The 15937-nt window shown below is 41.3% G+C and carries 18 protein-coding genes and 1 tRNA gene; 3 read left to right on the forward strand and 16 right to left on the reverse strand.

Translation table 11 applies throughout. The features are described 5' to 3' along the window. Window positions 1–149 precede the first annotated feature (149 nt). From CGC50_RS08970 to CGC50_RS09030, 13 genes are all read right to left on the reverse strand, one after another. Window positions 150–1055 carry a YfgM family protein gene (locus CGC50_RS08970; RefSeq protein WP_095910557.1) on the reverse strand — a complete coding sequence of 302 codons (906 nt, stop codon included), beginning with the start codon at window positions 1053–1055 and terminating at the stop codon, window positions 150–152. Window positions 1056–1141: 86 nt separating this feature from the next. Next, window positions 1142–2335, reverse strand: coding sequence for a tRNA 2-thiouridine(34) synthase MnmA (gene mnmA / locus CGC50_RS08975; RefSeq protein ID WP_095910558.1), 1194 nt, complete (start codon window positions 2333–2335; stop codon window positions 1142–1144). A gap of 15 nt (window positions 2336–2350) precedes the next feature. Further along, window positions 2351–3331, reverse strand: a complete 981-nt coding sequence (locus CGC50_RS08980) for a ketoacyl-ACP synthase III (protein ID WP_095910559.1) — start codon at window positions 3329–3331, stop codon at window positions 2351–2353. Between the two features lie 74 nt (window positions 3332–3405). Then, window positions 3406–3490, reverse strand: a tRNA-Tyr gene (locus CGC50_RS08985). Between the two features lie 46 nt (window positions 3491–3536). Beyond that, entirely contained in the window at window positions 3537–4889 is a 1353-nt protein-coding gene (gene murC, locus CGC50_RS08990) for a UDP-N-acetylmuramate--L-alanine ligase (protein ID WP_095910560.1), read from the reverse strand. A gap of 104 nt (window positions 4890–4993) precedes the next feature. Then, a complete protein-coding gene (locus CGC50_RS08995; protein WP_095910561.1) occupies window positions 4994–5731 on the reverse strand; it encodes a TIGR03915 family putative DNA repair protein in 738 nt (245 codons plus the stop codon). 35 nt (window positions 5732–5766) lie between these two features. After that, the gene (locus CGC50_RS09000; protein WP_095910562.1) at window positions 5767–7029 is read right to left on the reverse strand and encodes a putative DNA modification/repair radical SAM protein; all 1263 of its coding nucleotides are present in this window, start codon (window positions 7027–7029) and stop codon (window positions 5767–5769) included. An 83-nt stretch (window positions 7030–7112) separates the two neighbouring features. Then, window positions 7113–7493 (reverse strand): DoxX family protein, encoded by a 381-nt coding sequence (locus CGC50_RS09005; protein WP_095910563.1) that lies wholly within the window; start codon window positions 7491–7493, stop codon window positions 7113–7115. A gap of 129 nt (window positions 7494–7622) precedes the next feature. Next, window positions 7623–8015 (reverse strand): hypothetical protein, encoded by a 393-nt coding sequence (locus CGC50_RS09010; protein ID WP_095910564.1) that lies wholly within the window; start codon window positions 8013–8015, stop codon window positions 7623–7625. Between the two features lie 65 nt (window positions 8016–8080). Beyond that, window positions 8081–8533 (reverse strand): hypothetical protein, encoded by a 453-nt coding sequence (locus CGC50_RS09015; RefSeq protein WP_095910565.1) that lies wholly within the window; start codon window positions 8531–8533, stop codon window positions 8081–8083. 4 nt (window positions 8534–8537) lie between these two features. Next, window positions 8538–9014 carry a hypothetical protein gene (locus tag CGC50_RS09020; RefSeq protein WP_095910566.1) on the reverse strand — a complete coding sequence of 159 codons (477 nt, stop codon included), beginning with the start codon at window positions 9012–9014 and terminating at the stop codon, window positions 8538–8540. A 52-nt stretch (window positions 9015–9066) separates the two neighbouring features. Continuing rightward, window positions 9067–9918 carry an AraC family transcriptional regulator gene (locus CGC50_RS09025; protein WP_095911334.1) on the reverse strand — a complete coding sequence of 284 codons (852 nt, stop codon included), beginning with the start codon at window positions 9916–9918 and terminating at the stop codon, window positions 9067–9069. Between the two features lie 170 nt (window positions 9919–10088). Next, complete coding sequence (locus CGC50_RS09030) at window positions 10089–10865, reverse strand: SDR family NAD(P)-dependent oxidoreductase (RefSeq protein ID WP_095911335.1); 777 nt, start codon at window positions 10863–10865, stop codon at window positions 10089–10091. Between the two features lie 41 nt (window positions 10866–10906). On the opposite strand from CGC50_RS09030, the gene CGC50_RS09035 reads away from it, so the two are divergent. Further along, window positions 10907–11236, forward strand: coding sequence for a MerR family transcriptional regulator (locus CGC50_RS09035; protein WP_095910567.1), 330 nt, complete (start codon window positions 10907–10909; stop codon window positions 11234–11236). Between the two features lie 11 nt (window positions 11237–11247). After that, window positions 11248–12339, forward strand: a complete 1092-nt coding sequence (locus tag CGC50_RS09040) for a winged helix DNA-binding domain-containing protein (RefSeq protein ID WP_095910568.1) — start codon at window positions 11248–11250, stop codon at window positions 12337–12339. 53 nt (window positions 12340–12392) lie between these two features. Here CGC50_RS09040 and CGC50_RS09045 read toward each other — a convergent pair whose 3' ends face one another. Then, the gene (locus CGC50_RS09045) at window positions 12393–12857 is read right to left on the reverse strand and encodes a hypothetical protein (protein ID WP_095910569.1); all 465 of its coding nucleotides are present in this window, start codon (window positions 12855–12857) and stop codon (window positions 12393–12395) included. Window positions 12858–13024: 167 nt separating this feature from the next. On the opposite strand from CGC50_RS09045, the gene CGC50_RS09050 reads away from it, so the two are divergent. Further along, window positions 13025–13285 (forward strand): hypothetical protein, encoded by a 261-nt coding sequence (locus CGC50_RS09050; RefSeq protein WP_002669131.1) that lies wholly within the window; start codon window positions 13025–13027, stop codon window positions 13283–13285. A 358-nt stretch (window positions 13286–13643) separates the two neighbouring features. Here CGC50_RS09050 and CGC50_RS14260 read toward each other — a convergent pair whose 3' ends face one another. Together CGC50_RS14260 and CGC50_RS09055 are read right to left on the reverse strand one after the other, a co-directional pair. After that, window positions 13644–13766 (reverse strand): hypothetical protein, encoded by a 123-nt coding sequence (locus tag CGC50_RS14260; RefSeq protein WP_262482320.1) that lies wholly within the window; start codon window positions 13764–13766, stop codon window positions 13644–13646. Window positions 13767–13816: 50 nt separating this feature from the next. Next, window positions 13817–15934, reverse strand: coding sequence for an AIPR family protein (locus CGC50_RS09055; protein ID WP_095910570.1), 2118 nt, complete (start codon window positions 15932–15934; stop codon window positions 13817–13819). Between the last annotated feature and the right edge of the window lie 3 nt (window positions 15935–15937).

Here is a 15937-nt window from a genome sequence, read left to right on the forward strand (position 1 = left end):
ACGGCGTATGTGAAGCAATTCGCCTACATAAAGGCGGCTAATTTGCTCTTTTGTTCTTTATTCCTTACTCTTTCATTATTCACTTAAAAAAAGAGTGAAAAACTACCCTAAAGTAATTCTTCACTCTTCATTTTTTGTTTTCACTATTCTTATCGAAGGCTAAGATCTATTTTACCGAGTTCTCTCAATTGATCATCGAATACATATACTTGATAAGTACCTCCTTCATATTTCTTAGTAACAGAAGAGATATATTCGCATACATCTACAGGATTTCTCTCATAAAGGAATCTTTTTACAGCACTATAGTTAATGGTTTTATCTCCTACAGTAACAGTCTCATTATCCCCTAAAGTAATACCATTAGGGCTTACTACCTGTACATAGAAAGTACGATTACCTACAGGAGCGATACGGTTTACTCCAACAGTGTAGCACACTTTGATCTTGTCAGTAGCACCAGAGCGCTCTTTTTCTACATAGCGACCACCAGATTTTTCTTTTACCCCATTGGCAGTAAGGCTCTTAAGGCTAAGGATAGATCCTTCGTCGATCACCTGGCTGAGTTCGCGTGCTTTCTGAGATACAGAGTCAAGCTGTGAAGTACGTACATTCAAGGCAGAAGCGGTACTATCACGCTCTTGAGTTACTTTTACATTGTACTTACGCAAAGAGTCATTGATAGCCAATAAGCGGTTACGCTCTTTCTTAAGCACATTTACCTGATCACGATACTTGAAGAGAACATTGATGTCTGCTTTCATATTCTTCAAGGAATCGATGTACTGAGCGATACGTGCTTTCGCATCGGCAAGCTCATCGGCATTCTGTTTGGATACAGTTACTGCTTCATCGTAGTCTTTTTGCAAAGCTTCAAGTTCTTTGACTACTTGATCGCGTTTTTCCAAGATTGCTTCCTCGTTTTTCTTGGCTTCGTTAGACTGATAGAAGGCATATCCTCCTGCTCCTACAAGCCCTAATGAAAGAAGGGCAATGATGAGTCCTCCACCTTTTTTCTTCTCTGGGAGTCCTGCATTTTGTAATTCTGCTGACATAAAATGTAATTTTTTAGTTCTTTTAGTAGGACAAAAGTAATAATTTTTGATTAGCTATAGTGAGTATTTAATAGTTTAACTTTTTTTTAATATATCTCTCCCGATCCGATAAGCTCTTCATCGAGGTACCAAGAGGCAAATTGCCCAGAGGTAATAGCGCTCTGTGGGGTGTCAAAATGGATATATAACCCACTGTTTGTCAGGTACAAATGTGCTTTCTGTAGTGGCTGGCGATAGCGGATACGCACCTGAAATTCCATGCGCTGACCAAGGGACAATGCCAGATCGGGTCTCACCCAGTGAATATCCTCTTTTTTAACAAATAAAGCACTTCTCAAAAGTCCAGGATGGGTGTTTCCTTCTCCTACATAGATGATATTTTTCTCTGTATCGGTGTCAATGACGAACAAAGGTTCTGCCGTACCCCCTACATGTAGTCCCTTACGCTGTCCTATGGTGAAAAAATGGGCGCCTTCGTGCTTGCCTACTACTTTTCCGTCTTGGGGGGTATAATGGTATTTTTCCGCGAGAAATTTCAGCTCGTCCTCATAACATTCAAAGCATCGAAGCATTTGCTTGTTGTGATAGCCCGCCCAAGTAGAAGGGATCTGGATAATATCTCCCTCCTTTGAGGAGAGTTGTTGCTGTAAGAACTCAGGCAGACGTACTTTGCCAACAAAGCAAAGTCCTTGAGAATCTTTCTTTTCAGCTGTGACAAGGCCTAATTCTTTAGCAATGGCACGTACCTCGCTTTTTTGTAGGTCTCCAATAGGAAAAAGGGCACGGCTGAGCTGCTCCTGAGAGAGCTGACAGAGGAAATAGGATTGGTCTTTGTTGGCATCTTTTCCTGCCAAGAGGCGATATATAGGTTTCCCATCTACTTCTATTTCTTCCTTACGACAATAGTGACCTGTAGCCACATAGTCAGCCCCTAAGCTCAGGGCAAGGTCTAAGAAAGTAGCAAACTTGATTTCACGATTACAAAGTACATCGGGGTTAGGGGTGCGCCCACATTCGTATTCTCGAAACATATAATCTACAATACGCTGCTTATAAGGCACACTCATGTCCACGGTTTGGAAGGGAATCCCTAGTTTTTCAGCGACCATTAGGGCATCGTTGCTGTCCTCAAGCCATGGACATTCGTTGGAGATGGTTACCGAATCGTCATGCCAATTTTTCATAAAGAGGCCAATAACCTCATAACCTTGCTTTTGGAGTAGGTAGGCGGCCACACTGCTATCCACCCCTCCACTAAGCCCTACTACTACACGTTTCATATCGTTCCTTTCTTTTTATGATTTTTCTATGCAAATGGCGCCCCATGAGTATCCTACCCCGAAACCAACCAATTGTATTTTATTCTTTGCTTTTTCAGGGTATTTCCTTAGGTGTTCCAGAAAAGCAATGGGAATAGAGGAAGAAATAGTATTGCCATAATAGCGCATCTCTACGACGAATTTCTCCTCAGGGATCTCCATATCCTCCCGTACCTTGTTCAGTATGTGGGTATTGGCCTGATGGAAGATAAATAAGTCTATATCTTCTTTGTTCAATCCGTTGATTTCTAAATTGTTATACACTACCTCGGGGGTGCGTTTTACGATGAAATTAAAAATCTTCGCTCCCTTCATATCAATGAAGTTGTCCCAATCATCAGGGTTTTCATTGCGAGCAGAGCGTGTTCCTCCGTTGCGAATAATAAGGTTCTCAGCACCCATACCATCAGTTCCCAAGGTAGGTTTTCCGATCAGGTATTCCCCTTCAGTGGAGACGAGTGTAGCGGTAGCCGCATCCCCGAAGATACTCAAGTTCCCTTTGTCTTTTGGGTGTACATATTTAGTATAGGTATCCACCGTTACTAAAATTACATTTTTGAAATTGCCAGAGGCAATCAGACTACTGGCCACAGATAGTCCATAGATATAGCCAGAACACCCTTGGTTGATGTCCAAGGCCGCACAGGTAGTAGGTAATCCCACTTTATCTTGTACAATACAAGCTGTGGTAGGGAGGATATGATCAGGGGTTTGGGTACAGAGTAAAAGAAAATCAATGGTGTTTTTGTCCAAGTGATGTTCTTCTATAAGAGTGAGCACTGCTTGTGCTGCCATATCAGAGGCACATTCGTCCTTATCGGCTATATAGCGCTGTTCGATTCCTATTTTTTGTAGTATCTTTTCACTATTCCATTCAGGAAATTGCTCAGATATAGTGTCATTGGTAAGCGTATTCTTAGGGAAATAAGTGGAAATAGCCTTGATATAACTTTTCATTATTCACAAAAGAGGGTTTATTGGATATTGTTATAAAATAAAAAAGTCATTCACTAAGGAATGACGCTTTATAGTGGTGGGAAGAGCAGGATTCGAACCTGCGAAGGTAAAACCAGCAGATTTACAGTCTGCCCTCGTTGGCCGCTTGAGTATCTTCCCGTTTTCGGGCGCAAAAGTACATACTTTTTTTTAGCTGTGCAAATTTTTATATGTCTTTTTCCAAAAACTTTTTAATCTTTTCCACTTCTACGCCTATATCTCCAGCTCCAGCTAAGACTAAAACTCGGGAGGGATGGGACTGTAAGTAGTTGATAATATTGTCTTTAGTGACTAATACCTTATTAGGATTATCTATTTTTTCCAATAGCCACTGGGAGGTAATTCCCTCTATAGGAAGCTCTCTAGCAGGGTAAATATCCAAGAGAACAACACGGTCAAACTGAGCAAGACTCTGGGCAAAGCCGTCAGCAAAGTCGCGAGTACGGGTAAAAAGATGGGGTTGGAAGAGGAGGGTAATCTCCTCATTTGGGTACATGGTGCGTACTCCATTGTAGAGGGCATTGAGCTCAGTAGGGTGGTGGGCATAGTCGTCGATAAAGACTTGTTCAGGGGTATTGATGATATAGCTAAAGCGCCTTCTGACCCCTTTAAAGCTGGCTAAGGCATGTGCCAAATCGGCTAAGGGATAGCCTGCCTGATGGGCTACTGCCACTGCAGCCAAGGCATTGAGTAGGTGATGCTCCCCAGGGCGGAAGAGAGTGCAGTCTTTGACCTCCTCACGATTTCCTGTTTTAGGATCTGTATAGCTTAGGGTAAAGAGGTAGCCCCCGTTTTGTATTCTTATCTGGGAAATCTCATAATCACTTCCATCGGCTATGCCATAGGTAAGGCCTGCGAAAGGCAGTCCCTTGCGAACAATGAGCTTACCTCCTGGCTTGAGACGATGGGTAAAGTCTTCAAACCCTTTTTGGAACTCTTCCGCTGTCCCATAGATATCCAAGTGGTCTGCATCTACAGCAGTGATACAAGCTATGGATGGGCTTAGGCGCAAGAAAGAGCGATCGAACTCATCGGCTTCCACCACTGTAAGTTCAGTCCCCTTACAGATGAAGTTACTTTGGAAGTTCTCACAGATACCCCCTAAGAAAGCACTAACAGGCGCTTTGCACTCCACCAAGATATGGGCTAAGATACTGCTGGTGGTTGTCTTGCCATGGGTGCCAGCTACTGCCAAGCAGAAACTGTCCTCAGTGATAAGCCCTAATACTTCCGAACGCTTGCATACTTTGTACCCATGTGTTTGGAAATAGACAAGTTGCTTGTGTTCTTTGGGGATAGCAGGGGTATAGACAACCAATGTGTTTTCAGGGGTATAGTCTTTGGGGATAAAGTCCAAGTCCTCTGAAAAGGTAATAGCGATGTCCTTTTGGGAGAGCATCTCAGTAATATCCGAAGGGGTACGATCATAGCCACGCACCTCTTTTCCTTTGAAGCGATAGTATAGTGCCAATGCTGACATACCAATCCCTCCTATGCCTATAAAGTAAATGTATTTCATTGGTAATAAATTGATTAGATGATGATCTAATGTGCTAATTAATAGACGCAAAGGTAAGGATAATTTTTCAATTGGTCAATTTGTCACAGGGACAAATTTTGGAATTATTTTGTCTCAGGCAGGTATTGCCAATATCGCTTAGGCATGCTTCTGAGTTGGTAACGGGTGTTCTTACGCTCTGTGATATTGATATGCTGGAAGTAGGTTTTCCAGAGTTGTTCATAGCCATCGGAGAGTTGGGAGGTTTTTCCAAAATTCTTGTCAGTAGGGGTAAAGGAAATGACCTCCTTAAGGTCATAGTAGAATCCATAACCTCGCTTGGGGTCAAAGAGTACCCACTCTTGGTCTGAAAAACGTGCTCTGAAGTGGGGAATCACCAACGGTAATACATCGTACTGTGGTACTATTTTGGCAAAGTAGAGTGTGCCTACTTGCTCAAAACGAACAAATTCTTTTACTCGATGTACCTCACGCCCTACACTCTTAGCTGCCTTTTGAATATGGGCAATAGCCTCATTAGCATAGTTCTCTAAGACATTTCCTTCTGGGTATTGGATCATTAGTCGAATGGCCTGCAAAAGGTGGTTTTCTATTGCGTTTTCTTCGGATAGGAAAGCCCTAAGTACGACAGCCACTCCCTCTGTACCCCATATAGTTTTGATCTTGCTCAGCACGCGCTGGGCTTTGGTAGCATCAGTATATACCCTCTCCTCTTCATCCCATAGGGTAGGGGTATGGCGATACTCAGGAGTGATAATCACTTGTGAATAACGCCTTTCGAAGGTTATAAAGATAGCTGTAAGAAATCCCTCAAAGGAACTATCGTAGAGTAAATGTATCAATGTGTTAATTCGTTAGTGTCCAATTCGCCTATTGGCTAATTGGGAAAGGGTATCTCAGGATCATATATGTTTTTCTGTTTGCTTTGGCTGTTGGCGATGATAAGGCGACGCAGTCTCAGACTATCCATAGTCCCAGCCAAGGGCTGAGCGCCACTGCAAGTGATAAAGTACTTAGCACGACTTAGCAGGACTCCCATTTGTTTGAGAGAATAGTAGGTAAGGCGTTGGAAGGTACGAGCCGAGAGTATCTTCTGTACGGATCGCACTCCTACCCCCGGTATACGTAGAAGCAGCTCGCAAGGTGCAGTATTCACATCGATAGGGAAGAGGTGTTGGTTACGTAGTGCCCAAGCCAACTTCGGGTCTATCTCCAAGTCAAGAAAAGGTTGTGCAGGATCGAGAATTTCTCCAGGTGCAAAACCATAATAGCGCATCAGCCAATCGGCTTGGTAGAGACGATTCTCTCGTACTATAGGCACTTGACTATAGATAGAGGGTAGGCGACTGTCCTGAAGGACAGGAACATAACCAGAATAGTATACGCGCTTGAGCTGGAACTTATCATACATATAGCTGGCTACATGGATGATTTTCTGATCTGTTTCTGCTGTAGCGCCAATAATCATCTGGGTTGTTTGTCCAGCAGGGGCAAACTTAGGGGTGTGTTTGAATTTTTTTCGCTCCAAGGCAGTGATCGCCAACTCATTCTTTACCTGTTGCATAGGAGCGACCATTTGCTTGTGGTCTTTTTCAGGGGCTAAGAGCTTCAAACCCTCCTTGGTAGGAATTTCAAGGTTGATAGAGAGACGATCCGCATAGAGTCCCGCTTGGTGTACCAGTAGTTCACTTGCCCCAGGAATCGTTTTCAGGTGAATATAGCCATTGAAGTGTTCTTCCTCTCGTAGTTTTTTGGCTACCCTTACTAAGCGTTCCATAGTCGTATCGGGATCTTTGAATACACCAGAGCTTAGGAAAAGCCCCTCTATATAATTTCTTCGATAGAAATTAATGGTAAGATCCACTACCTCCTGTACAGAGAAGGCCGCACGGGCGATATCGTTCGAGCGGCGAGAGACACAATACACACAGTCATAGATACAGTGGTTGGTCAGCAGGATTTTGAGTAGGGAGATACACCGCCCGTCTTCCGTAAAGGAATGGCAGATCCCTAAAGGGGCAACATTGCCCAATTCGCCTTTTTTCCCCTTACGTGTACTCCCACTACTAGAGCAGGAAACATCATACTTGGCTGCATCGGCTAAAATGGCAAGTTTTTCTTTGATACGTTCAAAATCCATAGTCAGTGGTCAGTGGTCAGAAGTCAGTTGTTAGTGGTCAGTTGTTAGTTTCTGATGACTGACCACTGACTTCTGATTACTGATTACTGTTTGCAGTTATTACAAGGGCAAAGTCTTTGGGTAAGTTCAGGGAAGCGAACAAACCCAGTCACCCAGATAAGGGTCTCAATTCCTGCCTGTAGCCCAAAAGGTTCCTTGATAACCAAGTGAGTGGCCATAGCTCCTGCCATATAGCAAGCCATTAAGAGGAAACCTACCACTGCAGTACGAGGTATCCAAAAAAGTAAGGCAAAAAGCAACTGTAATCCGCCTAAGATAAAGAGGGTTGTCTGCCCACCTACTAGTTCGGCCATTTTTACATTTTGTTCTCCCCCTGTGAATTTCATAGCTCCTGTGGCTACAAAGATAAGTGTTACCAATCCTGAAAGGATGTAACCCGCGATTTTTCTTTTCTTACAGTTCATAATATATGATCTAAATTCAGGTGCAAAGATAGGCGTTTTTTTTAAAAGGGAAATTAACTTGAGGTAATTAAATTCAAAGTTCCTTTGGTCGCTCAATAGAGAGTTGTTGTTCTATTAGGGAATATACTATTATTGTTTCGTGTAAGTGCCTTCTATGCGTCCATTATGAGTTGTTTTTATTTGGTGTTCATTTACTTTTTCAAAAAGGAAAGTATGTGAAAAAGTGTTGATTTTGTAGCTGACCTTATAGGTGTTGTCATTTTTTTCGTCTTTTATATCGCTAACAGGAAGGTTTTTTTCATTGAAACAGTTTGTGTTCCCTAAGGTTATCTGACAAAAATCTTCAGCTTTAAAGGCATAACCATATTGTTTGTTAGCAGTTGTCCAAGAGCCTTGAATCCACTTTGGAGGTGAGAATTTTCCTACAGAAATATTACCTCCTTCTGAGCTATTGTTGTCATCACTTTTTCCGCAAGTTACTACAGTTAGTGCGGCAACTAATAAAAGAAATGTTTGTTTCATTGTTTATTGTTTTTATGATTATAATTCGAACAAAAGTACTATTATTTTTTGAATTTGCATACTCTTCAGCGATTTTTTTCTTTTATATAAATGCTTACTTCCTCATTCGAAAGTTTGCGTAACTGTTCTGAAGTGCAATCTTTGTATTTAGGTGTTGTAAACAAAGGCTCTAGGTTACAGTGTTTTTGTTTGTTTTGCTGTAGATAATCATTCAGCTCTACTATAGAAGGAAAGATTTTGTATTGTTTTCTTTCTTTACCATCTGTTATTTCGTAAATGCTACAAGCACACCGATGTATTATTTCGGCAGCACGTAAATATAGTTTGGCTATTTCAAGCGTTTTAAAAGGGAAAAGTGCGCGAAATCTTCCTTTATCATCTACATCTGCGCAGATACACCTACCACAAGTACCGCAAATATACTGACGATGATGCAATAAACAATCTTCAGAATTTAACAATGGAGTAATGCGCTTATCAACAGCATAACACTCCGGACAAATATCAGTGGTTTGCATAGTTCTAAGGTGTCATTTGTAATAAGTTGCTGATTTCCTCAGCGTGTGTACGGCAGTAGTACATAACAAACGAAATGAATGGAACAAAAAGTACAATGCTATATAATAGACCTTGGGCGAATCTCTTGTAATTATCCATGCGATAGAGTATATACCCTGCCCAAATGAGGTTCAGTGTCATAGTGATATGTGATAGTTGTGCAAAGATATTAGCTCCACTCCATGTGAAGGTAAAGAGTCCCATAGTTCCAAAATAGTACATCGGTAGGAAGGCAAGAGCCAGCCAAGTACTATTTTTGTTGTATAGGAAGACTATAAAGCCAACTAAATATACCAGACTACTAGGAGAACAAGCGTTGTAGGCAAGCCATTGTACAAAGTTTACTTTCAGGGTGAAGAAAAAGTAACCACTCCCTGAGAGAGTGAGCAATAATAGAAGTATTGCTAAAACAATTCCGGTGATTTTTTCTGTCTTTGTCATGATAAAAAGGTTTTAGGAGTTATGGAAGGTTGTTAGCCTATCTTTCTTGTGGTTAAATAATCGGGATATAAACTTCTGTTTTTAGTTTCTCTTCAGGGGTACGACGAGAGTCATTAAGGTATTTCTCAAAAGTAGGTTCCTCACGTACTTCGTATTCACTATCGATCACCCAGCGCATGGCAGCATCATAGACAGCTGAGAGATGGGTATAACTGCCTTGATAGAAAAAGACTGCATACTTGCCTCCGGCCAAGGTCTTGCAACTTACCTCACCTTCAGGATGAGCAGGCTTGTGAATGGACAAACTTACCTCGGAACGTTGCAAAGAAGCTTCGGTAATTTTAGGATCATCGTATGAAACACATATCGACTCAATACCTTTGGTAAAGAGTTTTTGTGATTTCACTACTGCCCATAGTTGTTCATAGGCCTTGCCATAGTCCAAAGTTCCATATTCGCCCGTGAGGGCTACATAGATAAGGTTTTTAGGCTCGAGTTCCATTATTTTAGGAGCTTTGAGAGCCAAATCAGGATTGATAATTTCTTTTTTCATGATATAAATATCTTTGTTAGTTCTGTACTGAGTAGGGGTGATACCATATTGGTTTTTGAAGGCTTTGGAGAGTGCAGCAGGTGCCTCATATCCTATATTGAAGGCTATATCCTCTATGGAGAGAGCCGAATATCGCAACAGGCGTGCTACTGCCTCTATTCTCAGGCGGCTGATATGTGCTCCAATGGATTCTCCTTTGAGTGCTTTGAAGACACGATGAAAGTGAAATTCAGACAGGGCAGCTACCTCGGCAAGGGTCTTCAGGTCTAAGGATTCATCTAAGTGATCGTTGATATAAGCAACCACCTTATTGATACGCTGTATGTAGTCGTTGTAAGTAATAGTTCGCATGGAAGTTAGGTTTAAGTGTCTGAGCACTGATTCATGCGGCAAAGATACAGTGTTTTTTAGCAAAATACTTTTCCTATCTTGCTAAAAAGGTTCGTTCTTAATCGCTTTTTTTATATAGCGACTGAGAACGAACCTTAACTGATTAATAAGAAGCTATTATTTTAGAAAAACTAATTCGTTGTTAATCCTCCATCAACAGCTAATATAGTGCCTGTGATCCATGAGGCATTCTCACTGGCGAGGAATACTGCTGCTTGGGCGATATCCTCGGCAGTACCGATGTGTTGCAGTGGGTAAATCTCCTTGACCATTGTCTGGAAGGCGGCTTGTTTTTCTGCTGTGAGTGCTTGTAGATTACGATTGAATTGCGGAGTAGAGATGCTTCCAGGAGCAATGGCATTGACACGTACTCCTAAGTGACCTACCTCAAAAGCCAAAGCTTTGGTAAAGGAGTTCAGAGCTCCTTTGGTAGCCGAATATACAGTGGTGGCTCTATTGGGCAGCATACGATGGGCAAAGTAAGAGGATATGTTGATTACATTTCCTTTGCTACGGGTAAGAGCCGGCAGCAACCCTTGAGTAAGGAAATAAGGCGCCTTTACATTGAGATTGAAATGAGCTTCGTATAAGCTGTTATCCACCTGTTCGAAGGGAACAAACTTTCCTAAGCCTGCATTATTGACCAATATATCTATAGAAGGAAACTGACTCAAAATAGTTTGGCTTACTTGGGTAAGGCTATCCATAGCAGAGAGGTCGGTAGCAAGTGTATGTATCTGTACAACGTGCTCATCCAGTAGCTCTTTTTGGGCTTTTTGAAGCTTTTCAGGATCTTTTCCTATAAGTAAAAGATTTGCTCCATTTTGTGCAAAGGCTTTGGCTATTCCTAAACCAATACCATCACTTCCGCCTGTAATCACGGCATTTTTGTTCTCTAATACTTTCATTTCGTTAATTATTTTCATTAAATGTAGATTATTTACAATTAATGACAAAAACTGAGCAAAAAGAACCTAAGGAGCTACTATTAGATTTTGATTTCCTTAAAAAGCTGGTGGTAGGAATAGGGGAGGTGTCGCAAATAACAGGGATTCCTACCCGACAGATACGTTATTGGGAAGAAAAAGGGATTCTCAAGAGCCTTACAGAGAAGGAAGGAAAAAATCGCCGCTATGACTACCTGAATATCAAAAAAATACTTCTTATCAAGGAACTTCTTGACGAGGGGTATACCTTGGATGCTTCCGCAGAGAAAGTAAAAAAACGTATGGAGATGATAGAGGAAATGCTCACCAAAATGAGTCAATATGTTAGTTAGTAGTCAAGCCAATGAGAGTGATAAGTAAACAAGAAGCAATTCAGATAAGAATGCTAAACCAACAGCTGCTTTCTCCCCTATACGAAAGACCAGAAGATATAGTAGCTTGGCAGGGGGCTATGCAAGCGCAGGACTATAACTATTTTCGTTGGGCGATAGGGATACGGCAGCGGATACCACAGTTAGTTAGGTTCCAAGAGGCATTTGCTAAGGCTGAGCTCTTGCGCCTTCACCTCTTGCGATGTACCGTACAGGTGGTTAGTCATACGGATATAGGTTGGTTGCTCTCTTTATGTAAAGAACGGAATTTGCGAACCTTGCAATCGTGGTATAAGAGTCTCAATGTCTCGTTTTCAGAAAGTTATTTTGAGGAAATAACCTATGCCTTACAAGAATTGTTAGCAGGCGGTAAGTCCTTACCTAAAAAAGCTATCGCAGAGAAACTTACCACCTTGGGATTTTTACTTGATGATAGGCTATTGACTTCCCTATTAGTTCGTATGGAAATAGAGGGGCTCTTGTGTTCAGGTGAGATGCAAGGGAGAGAAGCCACTTGGGCTCTGCTCTCAGAAAGAGTACCTATAATATGCTCGCTTACTCCAGATGAGGCACTGAAGCAGTTAGCATTAAAGTATTTTAGAAGTCATTCGCCTGCCTCTTTGGAGGACTTTGTTTGGTGGTCAGGATTGACCAAAACACAATGTAGGAAAGCCTTAGCACTCATAGCTCGAGAGATAGAGGAGATAAAGATAGAGGAAGAGATGATGTACCTATATCATAAAACTCTTGACTGTCCCGATTATGCAAAAATGGTGCTTTTGCTTCCGCCCTATGATGAGTATCTGATAGGTTACAAAAGCCGCTGGGTAGCCCTTGAAAAGAAACATACTGCTAAGGCACACAACAACTTTGGTATCTTCAATCCGGTAATTCTACACGAAGGTAGAGTAGTAGGTAATTGGAAAGCAAGTATCGATAAACAAGCAGCAAACCTTACTATAGATTTTTTCGCAGAAAAAAGCAAAATAGGAAAACGGAACTTGCAAGGGGCGGTAAATCAGTTTGTAGAATTTTGTAAAGTAACAGCCAATAGGGCATCATAGATTCAAAATAACAAGGAGACAAACTGAAATCATTGATCATTAATCATTAACCATTATTTTACGTCCATTCTATACATTTTATGGCAGGCGACACAGTTACCCAAGAGTTCGGTTACTTGTTTAGAGGTATGCTTGGGATCAAAGTTTTTTTCAGCACTCTCGGCAATTTGGTCAAACTTGCCATGAGTATCAAGGCCTAAAGTCTTGAACTCCACAGGGACAGAGGCAAGTAGGCCTGCAGGCGCATGTCCTGCTACAGCTCCCCCTGAAGCACGCGCTACTTTGGCAATAAGAGCAGGATCGTTCTGCTCTATGCCCAGATTGATTTGGTGGAGCGCCTCTACAAAAGTACGCATCTCATGCATAACGAAGTCCTTGTTGGACTGGCTTACAATGATACTTACACGGGTATCATTGGGGAGGGATACTGTGTTGCCAACAAACATTTTCCTGATCAGTACTACATTCACCCCTACCGAAATCACTAAAAGGGAGATAAACAAAATTCTTTTTATCATCTTAGGTTTTAGGTTTTTGAATGAAGATACAAATTTACGAATATTTTTTGAAAAGACCAACTACATCATGGTATTTTTTCTTTGGATTTTCGAGAAAAACGACAAATTATTTGTTTGGATTTCTTTATTTTTATATCTTTGTACACTGATATAGACTGTTTTATAAAATGATAAACGACCAGACTTTGGATTTAGTTTTTGAGTTCTTGACAAGCTATTCCCAATATTTCCAGAAGAACTTACAACGGAAGCCTACCATAGAGGAATTACAAAGGGTTTTGAATACTTCTTTTGCGGTGAATATAGATGAGACCCTCTTTTCAGCATGCGAAGAAAAGGCAATCAGTGAAGTCAAATTCAAGATAGTCAAGAGGAAAAAGCAAAGGAAATATACAGTAGGAGGTATAGGAGCTATTCGACGCTGTTAAGACACTCAATAGTTACCACATGGTCGCCACTGCTCAAAAAAAGATACATCAGTTCGAAATCTACTCCGAAGCATCTTCAAAGCTGGAAGTACAGGTGATACAGCAGACAATGGCATTCGGTAATTGAGAGAAGAAATAGAGAGGAGGTTTTGAGTAGGGAAACAAGGCTCATAATACCATATCATTGTTCAAGGGTTCACGATTTTGTCTCTCACTAATTCTAATAATGAATAGGCTCTCTAATGTAAAAAGAGAGATGTCAATACCAACATCGCAATAGTTATAACAACTCCATTGAAGATACGAATGTCATCGCGACCTAACAATTATGTGAGCCCTGAAACTTAGCTGTGTTTGTTCACCGAATAGCCCCATCATAATCACAGTTTGTTCCTGGAGGAATAACACCTAAGAATATTAGGGGACTCCCACCAATCCTTCCATTAGTCATATCCTCGTTGAGTGGAGAAAAGCTTGCCATCCCGAAAAATGATGGTCGCAGCTATCTTTACAATTTTACTTGGCATATTATTAATTCGGCATAATGTAACCCTTATCTTCTGCCTTTGCTACAATCTTCAGCAATCGTTTGCATTGTGAGGAAGACGGAAGATTTCCGCGTGTAATGTAATCAGCAATTCCCTTGATGAAACTGCAATCACCATAAGACAATATGGTTTCCTTGACAAGGTCTTTGTAAACATTCATCCAATACTGTGCACCAAGTTTGAATACTTCTACAGAAGCATCAATGTCTGAATTGAACTTGTGTGCCTTCTTTGCTGATTGTGCAACAGCCTTGTTCGCTGCCATTGATGCGAGTGTCTCAATAAACTTATCGCTGAGCGTGTACTTGTAATCTTGGAAGTTCTTCCAAACAGTCTGGGTACGTGAGATCGTACGCACAATACCACCGTTAGCTTGATCTATGAGGAAGTTGTGTGTTACATAGGCAAGTTTTAGCAGTTCTTCTGCAAGTTCCGGGTAGAGAGACTGCTTCTGCCAGATGTAATGCCAATCAAGATCACGACCCTTTGGAATAAGAGTTATCAACTTTGAAATTGTATAAGGTACAATCTGTGCCTTGTTACCACCCTTTGGATACCAAGAAGCCTTCCCGACTAAGCTATCGAGTGAATCAAACAGAATAACATAGCTAACACACTTCTTGAAGAAATTTTCGTTAATACTGTCACGCTGCTCTTCATAAATTTTTTCAATAACCGAAGCAAAACGATTGAAATTAATAGCAGAACTCTGGCACACCTGATTAGGATTCATCAAGATGGCATTGTAGCACTTTGCTAGTTTCTCCTTCTTGATAACCTGATTTTTGGGATTCATTTCACAGAATTTCTTCTTCTGTGCTACGGTGAGTTTCATCTGTTCCTGTTCCCATTTTCCTCGCGAGCGCTCGTAGAACCAAATTGTTTGGTATGGGTTACCGCCAACAGGAGGAGCCATCACCTTACGTGACAGTTTCTCCATCATAACATGGAATGGATGGTTAGAGAAGAAGTCTGCATCAGAAACTGCATTCTGACTATTGGCACATTGCGAAATGGTTTTTGTGATGGTGTTGTACTGCTCAACTTGCTCTTCGCTCATGTCGTTTTCCACATTGAGTACGGTGAGCTTCATAGGAACAAATAGCGTATTCATACCATATCGAGCTTCTTTCTTGATAATCGCGTTGGCAAGTGAAGCCGTTGTCTGACCTCCATTGATAATCTGAGGATCCTTGAAACGAACAATACGACTACCATCAGGCGAAAATGTTACGGAACGAGCAACAACAGCAATACCATTGTTGAAAGTAAAGAAATTCTCGGGATGATTTATAATAGTATCGCGAATACCCTTGTTTACCTTTCCTCGTACACTAAGGAATGCGCGAACGTTACCTTGTAGCAACTTACTACCATATTTCAGATAAATATCTGCAAGAAATTTACCAGGGACAATTCCAAGATAAGCATCATACTCAGAACCTTGTCCAAGATCTGCCTTCAGACATTGAATACCCTGACAGTCAAAGTCGGCGGTATCTATCTCAATAATCTCGCTGGAGTTTGATGCAAATGTCTGGAAGAAACGTTCAAGCGTCCATACATTCAGTTCTACAGGACGTTCTAGTAAATTAGGTTTGCTGAGATTCTTTACCTGTTTACTCAATGTTGCATTGGAAATAATGAGGAACTTGAAACGGAGAATTTCCGTTGAGAGCATACCCTTTCCTATTTTCTTTTTAAATTCGTTGGCTATCAGAAGAGCTGAATCTGAGTCATCACAATACTTACTAATGTTGCCTTGTATGCTTTCTTCTACGAAGTTCACCATACGGCCGTACAACTCCTCAATACGAGTGTTGGTTAGTGTAGGAGCTACATCACGTTGATTAGTGAAGTCACTTGCAATAAGCACTAATGCCCCATCGGCTTCATCGTAAGCATATGCATCAAATGCCAAAATGCGATTTCTTGAACCTCGCATTTCCACAGAGATTGGAATTGGATCGTAGAGTTCACCAATCTCTTCCAAGTCATTAAGGGTTTTCTCTATAAACTGAGTTTCGGGTTCTGTACCTTCATGTTCCGCATTGAATCTCAGTTCATCAATGATTTGTTGTCTGTATTCTTCAATTCCCATGGT

The sequence above is a fragment of the Capnocytophaga gingivalis genome (genome assembly GCF_002302415.1).
Lineage (GTDB): Bacteria > Bacteroidota > Bacteroidia > Flavobacteriales > Flavobacteriaceae > Capnocytophaga > Capnocytophaga gingivalis.

What these genes read in the sequence shown, in the direction of transcription:
- CGC50_RS08970 (WP_095910557.1), bottom strand. Translation starts at nt 1,055, where the DNA reads ATGTCAGCAGAATTACAAAATGCAGGACTCCCAGAGAAGAAAAAAGGT.
- mnmA (WP_095910558.1), bottom strand. Translation starts at nt 2,335, where the DNA reads ATGAAACGTGTAGTAGTAGGGCTTAGTGGAGGGGTGGATAGCAGTGTG.
- CGC50_RS08980 (WP_095910559.1), bottom strand. Translation starts at nt 3,331, where the DNA reads ATGAAAAGTTATATCAAGGCTATTTCCACTTATTTCCCTAAGAATACG.
- murC (WP_095910560.1), bottom strand. Translation starts at nt 4,889, where the DNA reads ATGAAATACATTTACTTTATAGGCATAGGAGGGATTGGTATGTCAGCA.
- CGC50_RS09000 (WP_095910562.1), bottom strand. Translation starts at nt 7,029, where the DNA reads ATGGATTTTGAACGTATCAAAGAAAAACTTGCCATTTTAGCCGATGCA.
- CGC50_RS09005 (WP_095910563.1), bottom strand. Translation starts at nt 7,493, where the DNA reads ATGAACTGTAAGAAAAGAAAAATCGCGGGTTACATCCTTTCAGGATTG.
- CGC50_RS09010 (WP_095910564.1), bottom strand. Translation starts at nt 8,015, where the DNA reads ATGAAACAAACATTTCTTTTATTAGTTGCCGCACTAACTGTAGTAACT.
- CGC50_RS09015 (WP_095910565.1), bottom strand. Translation starts at nt 8,533, where the DNA reads ATGCAAACCACTGATATTTGTCCGGAGTGTTATGCTGTTGATAAGCGC.
- CGC50_RS09020 (WP_095910566.1), bottom strand. Translation starts at nt 9,014, where the DNA reads ATGACAAAGACAGAAAAAATCACCGGAATTGTTTTAGCAATACTTCTA.
- CGC50_RS09025 (WP_095911334.1), bottom strand. Translation starts at nt 9,918, where the DNA reads ATGCGAACTATTACTTACAACGACTACATACAGCGTATCAATAAGGTG.
- CGC50_RS09030 (WP_095911335.1), bottom strand. Translation starts at nt 10,865, where the DNA reads ATGAAAGTATTAGAGAACAAAAATGCCGTGATTACAGGCGGAAGTGAT.
- CGC50_RS09035 (WP_095910567.1), top strand. Translation starts at nt 10,907, where the DNA reads ATGACAAAAACTGAGCAAAAAGAACCTAAGGAGCTACTATTAGATTTT.
- CGC50_RS09040 (WP_095910568.1), top strand. Translation starts at nt 11,248, where the DNA reads ATGAGAGTGATAAGTAAACAAGAAGCAATTCAGATAAGAATGCTAAAC.
- CGC50_RS09045 (WP_095910569.1), bottom strand. Translation starts at nt 12,857, where the DNA reads ATGATAAAAAGAATTTTGTTTATCTCCCTTTTAGTGATTTCGGTAGGG.
- CGC50_RS09050 (WP_002669131.1), top strand. Translation starts at nt 13,025, where the DNA reads ATGATAAACGACCAGACTTTGGATTTAGTTTTTGAGTTCTTGACAAGC.
- CGC50_RS14260 (WP_262482320.1), bottom strand. Translation starts at nt 13,766, where the DNA reads ATGGCAAGCTTTTCTCCACTCAACGAGGATATGACTAATGGAAGGATT.
- CGC50_RS09055 (WP_095910570.1), bottom strand. Translation starts at nt 15,934, where the DNA reads ATGGGAATTGAAGAATACAGACAACAAATCATTGATGAACTGAGATTC.